The sequence below is a fragment of the Geomicrobium sp. JCM 19039 genome, assembly GCF_000698145.1.
Taxonomy (GTDB): Bacteria; Bacillota; Bacilli; order Bacillales; family Marinococcaceae; genus Geomicrobium_A.
This window is the reverse complement of record NZ_BAXB01000030.1, coordinates 12,057-31,616: the sequence shown is the minus strand read 5'-3', so window position 1 is coordinate 31,616 and position 19,560 is coordinate 12,057. Positions and strand designations below refer to the sequence as shown.

At 44.5% G+C, this 19,560-nt stretch carries 17 protein-coding genes and 1 pseudogene; 7 read left to right on the top strand and 11 right to left on the bottom strand.

All coding sequences use genetic code 11. The features are described from left to right. Positions 1-206 precede the first annotated feature (206 nt). From JCM19039_RS19080 to JCM19039_RS19065, 4 genes are all read right to left on the bottom strand, one after another. Positions 207-1,367, bottom strand: coding sequence for a M20 family metallopeptidase (locus JCM19039_RS19080; protein WP_042430243.1), 1,161 nt, complete (start codon positions 1,365-1,367; stop codon positions 207-209). Positions 1,368-1,814: 447 nt separating this feature from the next. Continuing rightward, the gene (locus tag JCM19039_RS19070) at positions 1,815-2,657 is read right to left on the bottom strand and encodes an STAS domain-containing protein (protein ID WP_042430238.1); all 843 of its coding nucleotides are present in this window, start codon (positions 2,655-2,657) and stop codon (positions 1,815-1,817) included. A gap of 851 nt (positions 2,658-3,508) precedes the next feature. Beyond that, positions 3,509-3,667, bottom strand: coding sequence for a hypothetical protein (locus JCM19039_RS24620; RefSeq protein WP_193744301.1), 159 nt, complete (start codon positions 3,665-3,667; stop codon positions 3,509-3,511). A 44-nt stretch (positions 3,668-3,711) separates the two neighbouring features. Continuing rightward, entirely contained in the window at positions 3,712-3,984 is a 273-nt protein-coding gene (locus tag JCM19039_RS19065; RefSeq protein WP_042430236.1) for a hypothetical protein, read from the bottom strand. A 255-nt stretch (positions 3,985-4,239) separates the two neighbouring features. On the opposite strand from JCM19039_RS19065, the gene JCM19039_RS19060 reads away from it, so the two are divergent. Genes JCM19039_RS19060 through JCM19039_RS25990 form a run of 3 tightly spaced genes read left to right on the top strand, consistent with a single transcriptional unit; the run spans position 4,240 to position 7,440 of the window. Continuing rightward, positions 4,240-5,634 carry a circularly permuted type 2 ATP-grasp protein gene (locus JCM19039_RS19060; protein WP_042430268.1) on the top strand — a complete coding sequence of 465 codons (1,395 nt, stop codon included), beginning with the start codon at positions 4,240-4,242 and terminating at the stop codon, positions 5,632-5,634. Beyond that, on the top strand, positions 5,635-6,558 hold the full coding sequence (locus JCM19039_RS25995) for an alpha-E domain-containing protein (protein WP_042430234.1): 924 nt from the start codon (positions 5,635-5,637) through the stop codon (positions 6,556-6,558). It begins immediately after the preceding gene. A gap of 30 nt (positions 6,559-6,588) precedes the next feature. After that, entirely contained in the window at positions 6,589-7,440 is an 852-nt protein-coding gene (locus tag JCM19039_RS25990) for a transglutaminase family protein (protein WP_042430231.1), read from the top strand. Between the two features lie 141 nt (positions 7,441-7,581). On the opposite strand, the gene JCM19039_RS24005 is transcribed toward JCM19039_RS25990, so the two are convergent. The 5 genes from JCM19039_RS24005 to JCM19039_RS19030 form a co-directional block, all read right to left on the bottom strand. Continuing rightward, complete coding sequence (locus JCM19039_RS24005) at positions 7,582-7,800, bottom strand: hypothetical protein (protein ID WP_152550285.1); 219 nt, start codon at positions 7,798-7,800, stop codon at positions 7,582-7,584. Positions 7,801-8,430: 630 nt separating this feature from the next. Beyond that, entirely contained in the window at positions 8,431-9,129 is a 699-nt protein-coding gene (locus tag JCM19039_RS19045) for a Ger(x)C family spore germination C-terminal domain-containing protein (protein WP_042430228.1), read from the bottom strand. Next, complete coding sequence (locus JCM19039_RS19040) at positions 9,095-9,553, bottom strand: hypothetical protein (protein ID WP_042430225.1); 459 nt, start codon at positions 9,551-9,553, stop codon at positions 9,095-9,097. The genes JCM19039_RS19045 and JCM19039_RS19040 overlap by 35 nt, the downstream gene beginning before the upstream one ends. A 15-nt stretch (positions 9,554-9,568) precedes the next feature. Then, positions 9,569-11,023: a spore germination protein gene (locus JCM19039_RS19035; protein WP_042430222.1), complete on the bottom strand. Its 1,455-nt coding sequence runs from the start codon at positions 11,021-11,023 to the stop codon at positions 9,569-9,571. After that, positions 11,020-12,093, bottom strand: coding sequence for an endospore germination permease (locus JCM19039_RS19030; protein ID WP_042430219.1), 1,074 nt, complete (start codon positions 12,091-12,093; stop codon positions 11,020-11,022). Before JCM19039_RS19030 ends, JCM19039_RS19035 begins: the two co-directional genes overlap by 4 nt. 202 nt (positions 12,094-12,295) lie before the next feature. Here JCM19039_RS19030 and JCM19039_RS22615 point away from each other — a divergent pair, with 202 nt between their 5' ends. From JCM19039_RS22615 to JCM19039_RS19020, 3 genes are all read left to right on the top strand, one after another. Continuing rightward, a complete protein-coding gene (locus JCM19039_RS22615) occupies positions 12,296-12,589 on the top strand; it encodes a protease inhibitor I9 family protein (RefSeq protein ID WP_052398955.1) in 294 nt (97 codons plus the stop codon). Next, positions 12,586-13,398 (top strand): S8 family peptidase, encoded by an 813-nt coding sequence (locus JCM19039_RS19025; RefSeq protein WP_052398954.1) that lies wholly within the window; start codon positions 12,586-12,588, stop codon positions 13,396-13,398. Before JCM19039_RS22615 ends, JCM19039_RS19025 begins: the two co-directional genes overlap by 4 nt. A 208-nt stretch (positions 13,399-13,606) precedes the next feature. Beyond that, positions 13,607-14,731, top strand: coding sequence for a S8 family peptidase (locus tag JCM19039_RS19020; protein WP_052398953.1), 1,125 nt, complete (start codon positions 13,607-13,609; stop codon positions 14,729-14,731). A 702-nt stretch (positions 14,732-15,433) separates the two neighbouring features. On the opposite strand, the pseudogene JCM19039_RS19015 reads toward JCM19039_RS19020, so the two are convergent. Further along, a pseudogene (locus JCM19039_RS19015) lies at positions 15,434-16,410 on the bottom strand (bile acid:sodium symporter family protein). 7 nt (positions 16,411-16,417) lie between these two features. Then, positions 16,418-17,791 carry an FAD-binding oxidoreductase gene (locus tag JCM19039_RS19010; RefSeq protein ID WP_042430215.1) on the bottom strand — a complete coding sequence of 458 codons (1,374 nt, stop codon included), beginning with the start codon at positions 17,789-17,791 and terminating at the stop codon, positions 16,418-16,420. 173 nt (positions 17,792-17,964) lie between these two features. On the opposite strand from JCM19039_RS19010, the gene JCM19039_RS19005 reads away from it, so the two are divergent. Further along, positions 17,965-18,564: a YitT family protein gene (locus JCM19039_RS19005; protein ID WP_052398952.1), complete on the top strand. Its 600-nt coding sequence runs from the start codon at positions 17,965-17,967 to the stop codon at positions 18,562-18,564. Positions 18,565-19,560 lie beyond the last annotated feature (996 nt).

The window sequence follows — 19,560 nt, the reverse complement described above, 5'->3', positions numbered from 1 at the left end:
AGACTGAACGGTCGTCGGCATAATTCACGTCGATGTCTCCCGTTATTTGGTATACAGTCAGTAATGCGACTTCACCGATTACTTTTTTCTATATGCCAATTATTGTTACGGTAATTTTGCCTGGATAAATGTAAGTTGAAATTATGAGAAAAGGTGGCGATTCTATTGATAGAATCGCCACCTTTTGTATCCGCAGTGCTGCGGATTTATTTTCGCAAATAGTGACCGACGAGTAGTAAGAACATCTCACCAATGCGCTCCAATACGCGTTCATCGAAATCGAATCGGGGGTGGTGATGTGGATATTGTGTGTATTCTTCGTCTGTGCGGCTACCGACGTGGAAGAAGTTTCCGGGTTTGTGCTCAAGATAATAGGCGAAGTCTTCGCCACCGAGAATCGGGGGGCCGCTAATGACAGACGTTTCACCGAACAACTCTTTTGCGATGCTTCCGACGAGGGCTGTTTCTGACTCATGATTAACGAGAGTTGGGTAGCCGTTAATGTAATCAACCGTGCAAGAAACGTGTGTACTCTCCTCTGTACCTTGAATGATGGCGCGAATTTCTTTTTCAATCGCTGCTCGTGTTTCTGGTTTGAAAGTACGTACTGTCCCTTCAATTACCGCGGAGTCAGCGATGACGTTAAAGGCTTTCCCTGCTTGGAATACACCGACAGTGACGACTGCGTTATCCATTGGGTCCACGCGTCTTGCGACAATTTGTTGGAGGTCAGTCACAAGTTTGGAGCCTGCAACGATGGAGTCGACAGTTGTTTGTGGCTTCGCGCCGTGACCGCCTCGACCTTGGATATGAATCTTGAAACGGTCCACCGCAGCCATGACTGGTCCCGAGCGTACATTGACGGTGCCAAGTGGCATTTCAGATGCGATATGGGCGCCATATATAACATCCACGTCTTCGAGACATCCGTCTTGAATCATTTCAATAGCGCCACCAGGTGGTAATTCTTCGGCGTGTTGGAAAATGAACACGAGCGTGCCGGATAGTTTTTCTTTTTGGTCAGCAAGCACTGTTGCTACGCCAAGTAGTGCGGCGGTATGCCCATCATGCCCACACGCATGCATTACACCAGGGGTTTTGGAGCGATACGAGGTAGTGTTCTCTTCGTCAATTGGCAATGCGTCAAAGTCGGCACGAAGTGCGAGTGTCGGACCTGCAGCTGTACCGTGTAGCTTGGCAACGACGCCACGGCCACCGACATTTCGGGTTACTTCTAGACCGAGCTCTTCTAATTTGTCAGCAATCCATGCGGGTGTATTCACTTCCTCAAAACTGAGTTCAGGGTGCATATGTAAGTGCCTGCGCCAATCGACGATGTTCGGGTACAACGACTGGAGAGTAGTCATAGGGGAATCCACCTTTCTTTTTATACTAGTCTACTATAATTGAAGGAATAGTTCGAATAAAAGAGGCGAGATGGGGAAGCGCCTCCTTAGTTTAAGGAGGAATACGAAAAAGAAAAAAGGAAATATTAATCCCTTGTTACAATGTTTTCGCCAAGAAAATTATGAACAGGGGAATCAATATGACCGAGGTACTTTCTACTTGGAGAAATTGAAAGACGAGTTATTGGAGATGAACTTAGGCGCTGTGATGTTATAGAGTCATTAAATTGGCGATTTGTTTCCAAAGGGAGCCTATTGGAAACAGATTTACTAAAAAGTGAGTGACCGGTATCATTCTGCTTCCAAACCGGTGAATATGGAAGCAGATGAGCGGGATTTTTACATTAAGATTTTTGCGCCACTCCGCCCTTACTAAAGAACGATATTACGTATATGTTTTCACCAATATTACGATGGTGTACCAACTTTCGTAATTTCAAATCCTAAGCGCGGAAGGGCGTTCTCTAAGCGACTCACATAGTCAACATCAAGTTTGTTTAAAAGTTCAATCGTCGTGCTGTCTTTGGCTAAAGACACAGGAATGCCTGACAGGATGACCCGTACGCCCATTAACCGTAATGCCGATACGAGCCGTTTCAACAAGTCTACTGAGCTTTGCTCCGTGTGAAGCATTTCTGAGAGGTCAATGACGAAATGGCGAATCCGCTTTTCAGATGCATAGTGTAGCGTATCTTCCATAATCTTGCTCGCACGTCGATCATTAATGTTTCCTTGGAGAGCAAGAATGGCTAACTCCGGTGTGAGGGGCATGATTGGAACGCTAATGAGCTCTAAGTCGTGAATCGTCTCATCGAGTTCAATCATGTAAGACAACACGTAAGCAAACGATTCGACAAAGGCGACCTGATCATCGGTAAACGTCTTTTCTTCAGGGTCCATAATACAAAGGGTTCCAAACGGTACCCCGTTCATGCGTTGTATCGTGATGCCCAAAAATGTTTTCACTTGGAGCTGTTCGGTGATGGGGCGATCTTTCGTTTCAGAATCAGTCATCAGATTTTTAAATGATCGTGTGCCTGACGGGTTCTCGTGAACATATCGGCAATTGGAATCGTCGTAACTCACTTGCATGGATGGTGTCACAATGGTCCGGTCTTCATTGCGGGCATTAATGACAGTCATCACCTTCTCGTCTCGTCGAGCAATATATACAGTGTTGACATTTAACTCTTTTGTAAGAATCGCAAAAAGTTTGTTGGAAGTGTCGAGAAGAGATTGGTGTTTAGTCATAGCTTTCTCCTTATCTATAAATGATGAATAAAAGATTTCCAATACGGCTATTAAAAAGACTGCGTCGTCTACTATGAATAATGCGTAACGCATCGTTTAGCTCATAATAATAGATTGATAGTTTGATCATATCAATATAGAAAAAATAAAGAAAGGAAGTTATAAAACCTGGTCAGCCCAAAAGGAGGGAATTTTTCTCAAGAGCCCTCTTTTTATGACAGATCGGAAAAAAATCCAAGCTACCACCATAATCGTTTCGAGTATCTTTAAGATAAAACCAACTGGCTCATATGTGCAAGATATCATGCTTGTTTTTTTCTTATGCACGGGCTAATTGCGTTTACAATCGCCTCTCTAGGCTGTACAAAAACGTTCTTTTATTTTGTGCTATATAGAATGAACTTAACATTTTCCTAATTGCACAGTTCGTTGTTGCTTTCCACTGCAGGCGGCTTCCACAGGTGTCACCACCTTTCGTTCCAATCAACAGGACGGGATCGGCGACGTTGTTAAGCTGGGGTTGGTCAATATTTGCATTCAACGCTATCGGTACACTTTGGAAGTCAATAGCAGTGGATACCATTTATTGCTACGTCTATTGTGAACGATTAAGATCGATCTTCAAAGTCGTTAAGCTTTAGGCTTTAACGGTTGGTCTACCATTCGTTCGTGAAGAAACTCTTTCGTTCAACTTATCTAGATCAGTCAGGCATTCGTGTAGAAAAGTTGAACAATAACTTGGTTTTCTACGTCGTGAATGATGACTTTGATTATCGGCAACGCTAATGCTATTTTAGTTGATCTCTTCAAAAAGAACAAGAGTACGGACCTCTTGTTCTAACGGTATGCCACTATTCTCCGTCTTCTTTGCTTAGATATTCGTTATGCTCATCCCCATCACCGGATGTATGATTTTTAAACTGACTTAGTCTTCCGTTACGATGCTCCCCGTGGTTTTTCGTTTCTCTGAACTGATGGTCATGCTTTTGTTCTTTATTATTTTTAGACATAAGCTCAACTCCTTATGTCTTTATTATGGATAAAAAAAAGAGGGCTATGCAGCTCTCCGAAGTTTCATGTAATAAATACCGATCATTGCTGATGAAGCAACCGCTGTAAATGGCAACATTGATGCGGCGAATAAAATGGGGGTCGATGCTTCATGTAAAAAAGGTTGGCTCATAAAGAATACCGGCAAGCCAACGAGCGTAGGAAGTAACACATAATAAATATGTGGATCAGTGTGTCTCGAAATAAGCATATGGGTCATCGGAAAGATCATGCACAAATACGCAATAAAGATAAGCGACACAAGTAACAGATCCATCGTCACACCACCATTCTATAAGCATTTTACTAATCATTACCCTCATCACCGGAATCAAAAACATTTTTCGAAGCAATTGATCCAAAGGTACCCATATTATTACACGGATGTGCTGGTTTTATTCATAATCAAGACCATAATTGTTTCAATTATCAAAAATCAGGGAATTGTAGAAAGAGGAAATAAAAATAAAGGGGTGAATGATTGAGCGTGAAGAAACTACAGCCGTATAACACAGATGCATATTTTGATGAAATGTTCACGTCACAAGGTGAAGTGAAATCCCACTACCGTTTGTTGCATCGAACAATTGATTCGTTTGAATCAGCAGAGCTTCAACTCAAACACGAACAAGCACAAGCCTCTTTCTTGCGACAAGGTATCACATTTACAGTTTATAAAGATAACGCAGGCACAGAGAGAACGATGCCGTTTGACTTTATTCCGATTATCATTTCCAGTGAGGAATGGCAAGAGATAGAACGGGGCATAAAGCAACGGTTAAAGGCGTTAAATGCTTTTCTCGATGACATATACAGCGAGCAAAAGATTCTGCATGACGAAGTGATTCCGAAGAATTTGGTGTATGACAATCCATACTATTTGAAAGAGTTGAAAGAAACGTCTTTCCCGCTAGGAAACCATTTATTTTTATCAGGCATTGACCTAATTCGTGATGAGCACGGGGAATATCGTGTGCTTGAAGATAATTTACGAAATCCGAGTGGGCTAAGTTACATGTTCCAAAACCGGTATGTAATGAGACAAGTGTATCCGGAGTTTTTTAAGCAACACGCGTTGTACACATTAGAAGAGCAGATGGATGATATGCGCAAAGCTCTAATGGAGTATAGTACGAACGGTTCAGCGTCAACGGCTGTTCTGCTCACACCTGGTGTATTTAATTCTGCGTATTATGATCATGTCTTTTTGGCCCAACAAATGGGCATACAATTAGTAGAAAGTCCGGATCTGGTCGTGAAAGATGACCATGTGTTCATGCGAACGATTTATGGTCTTAAGCAAGTAGATGTTATTTATCGCCGCATTGATGATGAATATTTGGACCCTGCCCATTTTAGACCCGATTCCTTACTCGGGGTTGAAGGATTGTATCGCTCATTTTCACAAGGGAACGTTGCAATTGTAAATGCATTAGGAAACGGTGTCGCGGATGACAAGGCGATGTATGCATACGTTCCGGATATGATTCAATACTATTTAAATGAAGAGCCAATCCTTCGGAATGTGGACACGTACTCGTTACGAAAGCCGGAACACCGAGATTGGGTGTTGGAACGATTAGATGAGCTCGTCGTCAAAAATGTGGGTGCTTCTGGAGGATACGACATGTTAATTGGCCCTCATTCTACAACCGAGAAGATTAACAAGTTTAGAGAGAAGATCATTTCTGAGCCACACCAATATATCGCTCAACCGACGATTAAACTAAGTCGTGCCCCAGCTTTTCAAGGCAATGAGTTCTACCCATGCCACGTTGATTTACGGGTATATGCGATGAGTGGGAAAGACATTCAAGTCATACCTGGAGGGTTGTCACGAGTGGCATTGAAAAAAGGTTCACTCGTTGTGAATTCCTCTCAAGGCGGTGGAGGCAAGGACACTTGGGTGCTAAAGGAGGAAGTATAGATGCTCATACGCGTTGCTGATGCGTTGTACTGGATGTCTAGAAATATAGAGCGAGCTGAGAAAACAGCTGGGCTATTGTCGGTACAGCTCGTGCAGGTTCTCGAGACATCTGAAGATGATCTACTCGTCCAGCAAGAATTTGACACTGCATTAAATATTGCAGCTTCTTCTGGTGAAGCTGAGAAGATTAGAAAAAACGGAAACATTGCAATGTACCAAGTGTTGGAGTATCTACTATTTGAGCAAGACAATCCGAATGCTGTCCTAAATTGTGTGCGTACCGCGAGAGAGAATGCACGAAGTGTGAGGGACCACATTAACCACGATTTATGGCAAGTGATTAATGTTTTCTATTTAGACGTGAAGTTTGCCAAGTTTGAAGACTTTACCGATTACCAGATGCAGAATTTGCTTCGACGTGTAAAAATGACTTCTTTATCGGTACAAGGGGTCATTGAATCGACGACCATGCGGGGCATGCCTTATCAGATGATGAAGGTTGGCAAGTGGATGGAGCGGGCGGAGTATACGCAGCGGACGTTGCAAGCGATAAGCGAGCGACTGGAAGGCGATCCTAGCTCGATCCGTTATTATATGCGGCAAGCATTGCAACTCGTAAACGGGACCGAAGCGTTTATGACGCAAAAGAATCCGACGATGGATCCTAAACCGATTCTTTCGTTTATTATCGGTCATCCAGATTTCCCGGGTTCCATTCATTACTGTGTAAGGCGTGCGAACGAAGCAATTGAAAAAATGCAGGGCCCACAAGGATCCAATTATACTCAGTTTCTTTTTCAAGAGATTAATGTCATGATAGAACGTGTAGAGCAGTTAGCGTTTGAGGACATTGATCTAACCGAAGAGATTGACCAATTAAAGGCCTATTACACCCCTCTACAAGTGGGTGAATACAATAGGTAACAATCGATTACGGGATGAGGAGTGCTTGTTGTGAAATACGAAATTGTGCACCTAAACCGCTTTGATTATGATACGCAGGTAGATCAAAGCATGAACACCATCCGATTGATGCCGAAAACGGATGAGTGTCAGCGGCTGCTTGCGTATCATACAGAAATCACACCGCACTCGCTTACCGCACAGCATACAGATCTTTGGGGGAATTTGGTCGAGACGTTTTATATTGCGGAAACACACACGCATTTAGAAGTGAAAACAACATCTACAGTAAGCATCCAAAGAAGTCCTTTTGTCGACCAGTTGACCTATTCAGGGGCGATGCAAAGTATTTTTAATTCTCAGCTCTTTCGAGCGCAATATTTGCCGTTCCTCAGCCAAACAAACTATACGTATGTGACGATGGAGCAAGTACAGCTGGTATGGAGCGAGATTGGAAATATCCCGAACCCGGTTCAATTTGCGAAATCACTCATGGAATACCTATACAATCAGTTCACGTATGATCCGACAACGACCGATGTCAACACCGTCGCTAAAGACGCTATCGAACTGAAATCGGGAGTGTGTCAAGACATTGCTCACGTCATGATTGGCGTACTTCGAGCACAAGGCATTCCGGCACGTTATTTAAGTGGCTATCTTTACGTAGGAGAAGATTCAGCACTCGTCGGGGATGCGGCCAGCCACGCATGGATTGAATTTATGGCACCAGGCATCGGGTGGATTGGTCTGGATCCGACGAATAACGTAGAAGCACTAGAAAATCATATCCGTGTCGGAGTTGGACGCGACTATGCAGATGTGAGCCCAGTCCAAGGCGTGTATCGAGGTGGGAATCAGAACCTTGATGTGAGCGTGTCCGTCACGTTGTTGGAATCTTAATGTCTTGTCAAAAAGCCGGAAGATGGGCAGACGCCTTTACTTCCGGCTTTTTTGATGTGGTTGACATTTCGGGGCTATATAAGTTGAATGAAAGAAATTCACTGAATCCGAGGACCGAGATCGGTCTTTACATGCAAACGCCTACCGATTGTCTGGTGAAGTGCAGCTCACATCGACAACTTCGTTGCCGATCGTTGTTTTCCACTGCAAGGCTGGGGGTAACACAGAAAACGTTTGCCGAAGGGTAAAAAGACGTGACCTAGGGTCACCACTTGGCACAAACATGTGATGACCTGTCACGTATGTGACAATCCAACCCTTAAACCGGCCAATTACGGCCTCAACGGTCACATAGATCACGATTTGTGACCGTTGACTCCGTTTATGTGCGCATCCACGTTTAAAACGATGATTTTTCCTTTCCAAACTGTCACAAATATGAACTTATGAGGCATTTGGGCTTCTTTTTCTAGACCCTAACCAGTAGGCGGAAAAGTGAACCGCGTCGCCTTATGCTCTGGAGTGTCAAGAAAACACGGTGGATCTTTGACCACCGATGTTGCGCTTGTGCTCTGGAGTGCAAGCATCCGCCTGAAGTGGAAAGCAACTTCCAACAGAGCAAATCAGGAAAATCTTAAGTTCATTCTATATGGAAGTCTGCGTAAAGCGACGTTAAATACGTTGGTTGTGGGGAAGTGCACGCAAACGGCATAGGAGTGCACCGTTTCAGCATGTAAGTGCACATTTTTTGACAACTAGGCGCACGTAATCGACACGAGAGCTGGTATTGTCCCTATGAGGTAGACACATACTGGTTGTATATTTGTCACTCGTCGCTGTGGGGATGTGCAAACGATATGTGCACGCGTTCGACAACAAAGTGCACGGCTTTGACATGAGAGTGCACGGATTCGACACTGAACTGCACACTTTTGACACAACCGCGCAACTTTGCTAAAAACAATAGCAAGTAATCCAAACCGTCTACCCCTATTGATAGTCTCCTTCGGTTTGAATGCGCACGTCAATGTTTACATTTTGCAGGGCGTTTTCTTCAAGGTTTTGCAACTGCTCAACACTCCACAGACCGGGATGGAAGCGAAATGGTTTTTCGGTTAGGTGTAAGATGTCTGCCCCCATTTCTACACCATAAGTAAACGTTCTTCTTATATCTTCTTCGATGGTATCTTCAAGCTCTTTTTTAATTTCTTGAAGTGGTTTTTCTTCTGGGTTGGCTAACACATCGGCATTAGCTGTAATGGTAACGTCAAATGCTGGAGTATCATCATTTCGTAGGATCTCCACTTTGCTCGTCGGGTCTTGAATGGCCGCAGAGATACGACCTTCTGGCAGAACGACGTGCAACAAGCGCGTCTGCTCCACAAACCAATCCATCCCTTTTAATTGCTCCCAATTCAAAAATCCTTTGCACTCTTGGCCAGCAATGAAATAGCCGCCGTCAACGGCGAGTGCTTCATCTGGTTCATCTTCATCGCGCCATGTTTCGCTATCAAGATTAATCGATGGAATGAGCACTGTACTCGCTGGCTCATAATAATATTGCACGAGCTCTTGCAATGTCGTTACCGAGATAAACGAGTTGTTGTTCAGCATTTCTTCAGGGTCAAACGTAAATGTGTAAATCGGTGCACGGTCAAAAAAAATTATTGTTTGCCATTGTATCTTCAACTGAAGAGTTGGAAGCGAAAAGCCACGTATTATACCGAACAGATGGCCAACGACCGAGAAAGTCGATGACAACATTTATGTGCTCAGCCTCTAGCACGTTAGGGGACAGGTAGATCGTATTGATGTGACTATAACTAATTGGGGTGGCGGCGGCACGTTCGATCTCACCAATGATCCATTCCAATGTATAGCCGCTCGCTTGGGCGATCGCAATTTCCGATTTTCCTTCACCAAGACCAGGGGCTTCCGATTTGGCCACAGTACTATAGTTGAGAAACTCGTAATAGAGCACATATTCATCGTCCTCAAAATCAATGCCAATTGCAGTAACATACGATTGATGTTGAATTTCTTTTGCCCCCCAACAACTCGTAAGTAAAAGGAAAGCGAGCAAGCAGATGGTTAGTTTTGTGAAAAACTTCATAAATTGTCGCCCCTTTTATTTATCTGAATCGGTTGGTCGGTATGCAAGAGTACGCTTCTTGTCTTTACGAACAGAAAAACGAAACAACCCTTTGATCGTGTCTTCCATTTTGCCTCGATCGATTGGCGTAATAAAATGATGGCCAAAGCTTGTGACTGACGCAAAATAGGTAAGGAGGATGAACAAGCTGAAAAAAAAGCCAAATAGCCCTAAATATGCAGACAGCGCTAATACAAAAAAGCGAATGATGAGTAAGTTGCCGGCAAGGCTTTGGTCTGTCAATGTATAACTCGAGATAATGGAGACGGCTCCGATGACGAGCGTCGCTGGAGACGTGAGCCCTGCTCGAATGGCGGCGTCCCCAACGATGAGACCACCGAGTACGGCGATCGTTTGTCCGACCGCACTTGGCAGTCGGATACCAGCCTCCTTGAACAACTCGAAAAATAACAAGATGAGAAACATTTCTAACGCTGAAGACATCGGCAATCCTAAACGTGACTCCGCAATGGTTGCCACGAGTGGAAAAGGAATCTGTTCAATTTGAAAAGAGGTAATCGCTAACCAGAAGCCTGGCAACAATATACTCGTTAATAGCGCACCGATACGAATCATTCTTTCAGTATTTACATACATGTAACTCGCTTGATTATCTTCAGCTGCCCGTATGAGCAGCGAGAAGTTTGTTGGGGCGAGAAGGACACTCGGGTTACCATCCACGATAATGGCAAAACGTCCTTCATTGATCGCTTCAACGACAAAATCAGGTCGACCGCTATATTCAACGAGTGGGATGAGCGAGTGCGTCTGATCATACAATTGTTCTTCGATATGATAGCTGCTCGTCACAACACTCGTATCAATATTCTTCAGGCGGTGTTCGACTTGTTTAAGAATCTTTGGATTTAAGACATCGCCCAAATAAACTAGTTTGATTTCTGTTTGACTACGCGACCCAACCGTATAAGACTTTACCTTTAAGGAACTTGTTTTTAGCCGTTTGCGAATAAGAGCGACATTTGTCGTAACGTCTTCAATAAACCCATCTCGTGGTCCACGAATGGAGACTTCCATATTGGAATCTTCAACATTTCGTTGTGGAGATTTTGCAATTGAAATGGAATAAACATGTTTGTAAGCATGGTCAATAAGGATTAAACTACCCGTGAAGATTTGTTTTTCAATGTTATCAAGCAATGATGTTGTCGGTTCCATAACAGTGACGTCAAACATACTTTTAAGATGAGTTTCGTCAATGCGCGTCTCAATTTCTACCATTTTTTGCAAATTCGGAAGAATGGTATCCACCATAAAATCATGGTTGATCATTCCTTTGCAGTATACGAAGGAGCAATCATAATGTTGTCGTCCAGATAAAAAACGTTGTTCAACAATGTGTACATCTTCGACATTTTGGAAGTGTTCGAGCAAATTATCTTTCAAAACTTTCGTAGAAGAGCGGCGGCTCATGCTTTTGTTCCCTCCTTTTTACTTTTGATTAGAATAAAGAAAACGAGCAATGAAGCAGATAGGAACACAAAAATAAACGGAAAATAATAGTCCGTTAACCAGACTCGAAATTGATGAATCGGAATGGGGATGAGATTCGCCAAAAATAAAACCGCGTATATGAGTAGAAGCGAGATGCGTCGGTTACGAAGTGGGAGCAGCATGCTCGCTACAATCGTAAATAAGACGACACGTACGAGCGCCCCACTATTCCACTGAAACATGGATAAAAAATCAAGGCGGGTAATGTAGCGACCAAGCGTGAGTAGGCGCCATTGTTCATAAGCTGGATTGCTTAAATTCGTCGCTTCAACATAACCAAATTCTGAAATGGCTCCAGTGAGTGGACCGAGCAACAAGATGAGAAGGATCGCACCAGAGATAAAGAGGCCTTTGGTGGAGAGTCGTTTCTTCGTGAATTGAACAATAAATAGTATATAAAAGATTTCAAGAAACCCTGCTTGTGTGTACACTAATCCTTGCAACATCGGTCCAAAGCCTTCTTGAAGCACGGGGAACATCAAGGCGTATTCTTTGTTCGGGATGTTGCCGATACCGACGAGAAGCCCAAATGACGAAACGATTGGAAAAAGCAAAAGAGCAATAATGCCAAGCACAAACCAACCTTTACTCGCCGCGTAAATGAAGACGAGGATGTAGCCAATTAAAATGACGAGGTTCGGTGTTTCATATGAATAGTTAGATGACGTCCAGCCGATCGAGAACTTCAGAGAGATAAACGCTTCGACAATAAATACGAATGCAAAAATGAGCGCCAGCATTTGTACGAGAAAATGTGGGTAGTGATCGTTTAAAAATGTAAATAAACTACGTCCATCTAACGTTTTGTTCATTGATGACACAAGAATGATTGTAACGGCAACCAATACTGAGCTAGCCATCACGCTGAGCCAAGCATCACGACCTGCAACCGATAAAAGGCTAGGGATAATGAGTACGTGTACCATAAATCCTGTCGATATGATTATAAGTATGTACAAATGGATCGGCTGTAAAAATTTGCTTTCCATAAAAATGAAGCCACCTTTGCATTCTTCAGTGGATTTATCTTTACCATTGATCCCAGATTTATGTACAAAAAGCATGACATTGCCAAAGTGAATGGATAATTAGAAAAAGTCTACAAGATTGCTAAATATTATATATAGATATTGTAGGGTTAGCGTTTTACAATCTTTGTGTAATGGGCTACACAAGGAGGAGAAGGTTAACATGAAAATTTTACATACTGGGGTAATGATTGGTGTTACGATTGCTGGATCACTCGTATGGATAAATGATACAAAAGCAAGTGAACAGCGTGACGACTATTTTATCGGGACGGAGCATTCAGAGGAATGGGTTGAAGAGACATTCAACATCGAGATTTCTCATGAGTATGAATCTATGAATGTGCTGTATGCAACGCTTAGTGAAGAAGAAGTACAAACGTTAACAACTGAGTCTGCAATCGAGTATGTTGAAGCAGACCAAGAAGTGACGGTGGAACAACAAACGGTACCGTGAGCATTGAGCACGTTGGGGCACCGACCATTCATCAGACCGGTTTTACAGGTGCAGGGGTGGATGTTGCAGTGTTAGACACAGGTGTAGAGGTGAATCATCCCGACTTAAATGTCATTGATGGTGCGAGCTTTGTGCATGAAGATTCGCATACCGATTATAACGGACACGGCACGCATGTCGCCGGTACAATTGCTGCATTAGATAACGATTATGGGGTTGTTGGTATTGCACCAGACGTTAACCTTTACGGCGTCAAAGTACTCACATCAAATGGTGGAGGAAGCATGCATAGCATCGTGCAAGGCATCGATTGGTCTGTAGAACAAGGCATGGATGTGATTAATTTAAGCCTCGGTTCATCCATGGGATCCCTTGTATTGGAACAAGCGATCACGAGCGCTGAAACTGCAGGTGTGGTTGTGGTAGCGGCTGCTGGAAATGCGGGAGCATCGTATGGAAACGAGAGTACGGTTGGCTATCCGGCCGCTTATGATAGCGTCCTTGCGGTAGGCGCAACTGACCAACAAGATGCACGAGCCCATTTTTCTAGCGTAGGTTATGAACTTGATGTCATGGCGCCTGGTGATGGGATTTATAGCACCGACTTGAATGGCGGTTACCAAACGTTGAGCGGAACGTCGATGGCGTCACCCCAAGTTGCTGGATTTGCTGCGCTTTTGCTCCAACAAAACCCAGAAAGAAGCCCTGAAGAGATACGCGCAATTATTAAAAATACGGCCAATCCTTTAGGAGATTCGTTTGAATTTGGAAACGGTATGATTAATCCGTCATCTTCGTTTCAGCAATAAAGATCATTACGAACGGGAGCCGATGCTCCCGTTTTTATTTTGGTGCCCGTATTTCATCTATAAGTCTTGGTGAAATGGATGGACAAGCCACTAAATATGCAAAATCTAGTGGTATCCCACTACAAAATAACTATATATGTAATATTGAAAAATTTCTAATTTGTACATATACTCGAGAGGCACGTTCAAATCAATAGGAGGGATTCTAATGGGTTACAGTAAAAGTCGAATAGGTACAGCATCTTTTATGACAGTTGCTCTCGCTGTTGGTGCCGCTGGTGGGGTACAAGCGAACAGTGAAGAAGCAGGGGAATTTCTAATCGGTTTAGAACAGTTTTCAACGATGGATGCAAACAATCTAGAAGACAATTATGACATTGAGGTCCTTCAAGAATTTGAACACATTCATGTGCTTCATGCCGAACTAACAGAAGAAGAATATGAGGCATTGCTAGACGAAGAGAACATTGCCTTTGTGGAAAGGGACCATACGGTCACTCACTATCAACAAGAAGTTCCTTGGGGTATTGACCGGATTTCAGCCCCAGCCGTACATGCAAATGGTCATACTGGTACAGGGGTTGACGTCGCCGTGTTAGACACGGGGATTCATGAAGCCCATCCTGATTTGGAAGTTGTCGGAGGAGAGAGCTTCGTCAATGAAGACCCACTCGTTGATACGAATGGGCACGGTACTCACGTGGCAGGCACGATTGCAGCACTTGATAACGATGAAGGCGTATTAGGTGTTTCCCCGGATGTGAACTTGCATGCTGTGAAAGTACTCGCCGCAAACGGAAGTGGTAGTTTGAGTGGAATTATCGATGGCATCGACTGGTCTGTTGATAACAACATGGATGTGATCAATATGAGTTTAGGTTCACCGCAAGGATCAGAAGCGATGGAATTGGCCGTAGACCATGCTGAACGTTCTGGCGTCGTTGTCGTTGCGGCAGCAGGGAATGAAGGAACAGGCTGGGGCGGAGGAAGCACCGTCGGTTTTCCAGCAGCTTTTGACTCTGTACTCGCAGTCGGTGCAACCGACGCAAATGATCAAAGAGCAAGCTTCTCAAGCGTAGGAAATGAGCTGGACGTCATGGCTCCAGGAGCGAATATATATAGTACGTATCCAACAAACTCGTATGATTCCTTAGACGGAACGTCAATGGCCGCGCCGCACGTTGCCGGTCTTGCAGCATTATTAGTTGCCCAAAATCCAACAGCATCCCCTGAGGAAATAAAATCTACCATTGTTGATACAGCCAACTCAATAGGTGATCCGTTTGAGTACGGTGCAGGCATTATTAATCCAGAAGCTGCACTCGGTGAATAGACACACCGTGCCAGCAGCGCCCATTCGCTAGTCGCGATTGGGCGCTGTATTGCGTTCGGGGTCGGAGCATCCCTGTCTAAAAGAGTGAAGTACTTTCGGTGATGGGGTATCGGTATGAGTTTTCTAGAAACTGGATTTAGAGTACCGAAAGAGGGAGAGTATCGGTATTAGTCTACTAGAAAATTGGAATCGAAGTACCGAAAAAAGGAGGGTAACGGCATTGGTGTTCCAGAAACTGGGATTCAAGTGCCGGAAAAAGGGAGGCGTCGGCATTAGTCTACTAGAAATTGGAATCGAAGTATCGAAAAAGGGAGGGTGTCGGCATTAGTGTTCCAGAAATTGGAATCGAAGTATCGAAAAAATGAGAGTATCGGCATTAGGCTTCTAGAAACTGGGATTGATGTGCCGAAAAAGTGAGAGTATCGGCATCAGGCTTCCAAAAACTGGGGTTGAAGTACCGAAAAGAAAGGGTAACGGCATTGATATTCCAGAAACTGGAATCAAAGTGCCGAAACCGAGTGTTATCGGCATCGCTCTTCCAAAAAATAGAAGTGGAGTAACAAAGCAGTGCCCCTTTCGGAGGCGGCGCGTGAACATATTCTCAGGCTACTTCTCAATAAAATAGACGGCTCAGGGTAACTAGCCTGAACCGTCTGTTTTTGCAAGGGGCTCAACAAGGTTCTTAACCTGCTTGCCGAGCAGCTATTTACTCACGTTAATGTCTGCGCTCTGTTGCGGTGGTGCGTCTCCTTCTTTTAGCGGACGCTTGGCCCAATACGTGGCCATAATTGGTCCCGTGATGTTATGCCAAGCGGTACCAATGACACTTGGAATGACTGAAAGTGGAGACAAGTGCGCGGTCGCTAGTGTCACACCGAGTCCTGTATTTTGCATGCCGATCTCGATGGAAACCGCTCTTCGTTGACTTGGTGTCAAGCGGGCGAGATAGGCAGCGGTATAACCTAAAGCCAAGCCTGCGCCGTTATGCAACATCACTGCGACAAAAGAAATAAACCCTGCAGTTGCGAGTGTTTCTGCATTCGAGCTTACAGCCCCAGTAATGATAGCAAGGATGGCTAGTACACTGACGAGCGGCATTACCGTTACCGTTTTCTCAACAATCAACGGTAAGAAGCGGCGAAGGAGGAGACCAAGTGCTACCGGAATAATAATCACTTGGACAATCATCGTAAACATCGCCCAGAATTCGACAGGCATCCATTGACTCGCTAAAAGATATAGGATAGCCGGCGTTGCGATTGGCGCAACGAGGGTGGACAGCGATGTCATGGAGATTGATAAAGGTAAATCCCCTTTAGCAAGGTAGACCATCACATTTGAGGATGTTCCCCCTGGTACTGAGCCGAGCAGCACGAGACCGATGGCTAGCTCTGGAGGTAAGCTCAGTAGGTAGGCAATCGCAAGTGCGTTAACGGCATAATTGTATATTGAAAAACGAGTCCTAGCGCGACAGGGATCGGCTGTTTGGCGACTCGCTTAAAGTCCACGGGCTTCAACGTCATTCCCATGCCAAACATGACGATTCCTAATAAAATTGGAACATAACTATTAATTGGCATGAAAGGTTCGGGAATAAGAAATGCAATGATTGCTGCAGCAATAACGAAAAGTGCAAAAAATCTCCCTGCGAATGAACTAACCCCACTAAGTACCCTCATCGTTTATTTACTCCTTTACTTGAATCAGCTTCATCGGGTTCAACCGGCTATCTGGATCAAGTGCTTGTTTGATCTTCTCCATAACGAAGAATGCTTCTCCGTGTTCTTTCTTTTGGTATTTCTGTTTTCCGATTCCTACGCCGTGCTCTCCTGTGCACGTCCCGCCGGCTTCTAATGCAAATTCTACGATTTCTTCGTTTAATGCTTGTGCTTTTCTAATATCGTCAGGATCTTCGGGATTAATCATGAGAAGGATATGATAATTGCCATCGCCAACATGACCGGCAATACCGCCTTCAAACCCGGAGTCATCAACAAGTTGCCGTGCGTGTTTAATCGCACTCGCGAGGCTTGAGATTGGCACGCATACATCTGTGACCATCATCTTCTTGCCCGGTGTGCTATGTGTGAACGCATAAGCAAGCGTATGTCGTGCTTCCCAGAGCTTGTTGCGGGCGGCGGTGTCTAGCTCGAATTCAATTTCTTCACATCCGAAATCCCGTACAATCTCTTTCGTGAATGTGAGGTCTTGTTCGAGTCCCGCTTCATTTCCATGAAGTTCAAGAAAAAGAGTCGGTGTGAGCGCATAGTTCGTGTCACTGAACTGATTTACTTTTTCAATCGAAGGCTCATCAACGAGCTCACATCTCGCAATAGGGATGCCGGCATGAAGAATGGACACAACGGCGTTAACAGCGTCATCAATCGTCGAGAATTCCGCTCTTCCTGCGACGATTTGTTCAGGAATGCCATTCACTTCGAGTGTAATTTCAGAAAAGCAGCCGAGGGTTCCTTCAGAACCGACAAATAGGCCATTCAAATGGTACCCAGAGGAAGATTTCGCTGCTCGATTTCCCGTATGAATGATGGACCCATCGGCGAGAACGACCTCTAGATCACGAACTTTGTCACGCATAATGCCGTACCGGACCGAACTTGTGCCGCTCGCGTTGGTTGCAGCCATGCCGCCAATCGTTGCATCAGCCCCAGGATCTACCGAAAAAAATAAACCGTACTTTTTCAATTCTTTGTTTAGTTGTGTCCGTGTGACACCAGGTTGTACGGTGACGAGCATATCGTCTTGTTTCACATCTAAGATGGCATTCATTTCTGAAAAATCAATGCAAATGCCGTCGCTAGTCGGTATTACCAAACCTTCTAGACTTGACCCTAAACCAAATGGGTAGACAGGTCGATCATGTTTTTTGGCGACATGCATAATCTTTGAAATCTCATCAGCATTACGGGGGAACACGACAATTTCTGGGTTAACCGGTGTATGATAGGATTCATCTTTGCTATGTAACTCAAGCACTGTTTCATTCGTCGTTACTTGAGACGAACCTAAGAACGCTTGAAAATCTCCGACTAGAGTGGACATTTGTCCATCCCTCCTGTACAAGTATAGGTTTATAAAGCATTATACACGAAATATATTCATGACGGTATGAATTTTTGAAAGATTTTATAACATTGTCTTTTTGATAGGTAATCCAACAACGGCCATCGCTCTTTTCGGTTCTTTTGATAAGATGTTATAGAAGGGGGAGTACCGTGGGAACATCTATGAAAAGATTCGGACTAAACCTGATCGGGTGCTTCGTTCTTGCCGTGGGCATTCAGCTTACGAACCTAGCAGACCTGGCAACATCTGGAGCTGCAGGCTTGTCATTGACGCTAATTGAGCTCATTAATCTACCTTTTACAGTCATGTTTTTCATAATTAATTTGCCGTTTTTCATCTTAGCTCTTTGGAAATTAGGAGTCTTTTACACGCTTCATTCGTTGCTCTCTGTCACGCTCGTTACGGGGATCAGTGCAGGGTTGCAAACCATCCCGATTCAAGACATATCAGTGTATAGCGGATCCATACTCGGGGGATTCCTCGTCGGTGCTGGGGCAGTTGTCATTTTCCTAAGCCAATCATCGATGGGTGGGGCGACGATACTTGCCGTATACTTACAGCAAAGGAACGCCATTGATCCAGGAAAAGTCATCTTTGGCTTTGACCTGATGGTCGCGAGCATTTCATTTCTCCTCTTAGGCGTTCAAAATGGATTTTTAACGATCGTGAACATATTTGTATGCTCTCTCGTCATTAGTCTATCAAAAAAAGCCATTCACACGAGTACTAGACAAGCGGTTAGAGCGTAGCTTGGGGGTCTTAAAAACCCCGCCGATGTTTGGCGGGGGGTACTAAATTTTAGTGAAGGTGGAGCTGTTAGAACTTGATCTATATAGAATGAACGTAAGATTCTCCTGATTTGCGCTGGTGGAAGTTGCTTTCCACTTCAGGCGGATGGTTGTACTCCAGAGCACAAGCGCAACATCGGTGGTCAAAGATCGCCCACCGTGTTTTCTATGTAGTCCGGACTATAAGTGCAACATCGGTGGCGAAACATCTGCCACCGTGTTTTCTATGCAGTCCGGACTATAAGTGCAACATCGGTGGTCTAAAGACGCCCACCGTGTTTTCTTTACACTCCAGAGCACAAGGGCGACACGGTTCATGTTTCTGGCTACTAGTCACGGTGTGGAAAGAAGTCCAAATGCCCCATATATTCATTTAAGTGACATTTGAGAAAGAAAAATCATGATTTTAAACGTGGATGCGCACATAAACGAAGTCAACGGTCACAAATCGCGATATATGTGACTGTTGAGGGCCGAAAGTGCTCGGTTTAAGGGCTGGATTGTCACATACGTGACAGGTCATCACATGCTTGCACCAGGTGGTGACCCTAGGTCCCAACTTTTTACCCTTCGGCAAACGTTTTCCGTGTTGCCCGCAACCCTTGGAGTGACGAACAACAATCGGCACCGACGTTGTCGAAGTGAGGTTCATTTCACCAGACAATCTGTAGGCGTTTGCCTGTAAAGACCGATCTCGGTCAACGGATTCAGTGAAAATCTTACGTTCAACTTATATAGACATGTTGAACGTAAGATTCTCCTGATTTGCGCTGATGGGTGTTGGGTGGGAGAGGTAGCCCCGTGCTAGGAGCCATTCTGCGCGCAGGTTTGCCTAGTTTAACGACTTTGGTTCTCATTCCATTAAGCTCCTGCGCAGTTTGTTCCAACTGGAGCGCAGATTCAATGCCCATAAGCGAGCCGCGCCGACAGGTTGCTCGCAATTCGGAGCGGGGATGT

What these genes read in the sequence shown, in the direction of transcription:
- JCM19039_RS19080 (WP_042430243.1), bottom strand. Translation starts at nt 1,367, where the DNA reads ATGACTACTCTCCAGTCGTTGTACCCGAACATCGTCGATTGGCGCAGG.
- JCM19039_RS19070 (WP_042430238.1), bottom strand. Translation starts at nt 2,657, where the DNA reads ATGACTAAACACCAATCTCTTCTCGACACTTCCAACAAACTTTTTGCG.
- JCM19039_RS24620 (WP_193744301.1), bottom strand. Translation starts at nt 3,667, where the DNA reads ATGTCTAAAAATAATAAAGAACAAAAGCATGACCATCAGTTCAGAGAA.
- JCM19039_RS19065 (WP_042430236.1), bottom strand. Translation starts at nt 3,984, where the DNA reads ATGGATCTGTTACTTGTGTCGCTTATCTTTATTGCGTATTTGTGCATG.
- JCM19039_RS19060 (WP_042430268.1), top strand. Translation starts at nt 4,240, where the DNA reads ATGTTCACGTCACAAGGTGAAGTGAAATCCCACTACCGTTTGTTGCAT.
- JCM19039_RS25995 (WP_042430234.1), top strand. Translation starts at nt 5,635, where the DNA reads ATGCTCATACGCGTTGCTGATGCGTTGTACTGGATGTCTAGAAATATA.
- JCM19039_RS19040 (WP_042430225.1), bottom strand. Translation starts at nt 9,553, where the DNA reads ATGAAGTTTTTCACAAAACTAACCATCTGCTTGCTCGCTTTCCTTTTA.
- JCM19039_RS19035 (WP_042430222.1), bottom strand. Translation starts at nt 11,023, where the DNA reads ATGAGCCGCCGCTCTTCTACGAAAGTTTTGAAAGATAATTTGCTCGAA.
- JCM19039_RS19030 (WP_042430219.1), bottom strand. Translation starts at nt 12,093, where the DNA reads ATGGAAAGCAAATTTTTACAGCCGATCCATTTGTACATACTTATAATC.
- JCM19039_RS22615 (WP_052398955.1), top strand. Translation starts at nt 12,296, where the DNA reads ATGAAAATTTTACATACTGGGGTAATGATTGGTGTTACGATTGCTGGA.
- JCM19039_RS19020 (WP_052398953.1), top strand. Translation starts at nt 13,607, where the DNA reads ATGGGTTACAGTAAAAGTCGAATAGGTACAGCATCTTTTATGACAGTT.
- JCM19039_RS19010 (WP_042430215.1), bottom strand. Translation starts at nt 17,791, where the DNA reads ATGTCCACTCTAGTCGGAGATTTTCAAGCGTTCTTAGGTTCGTCTCAA.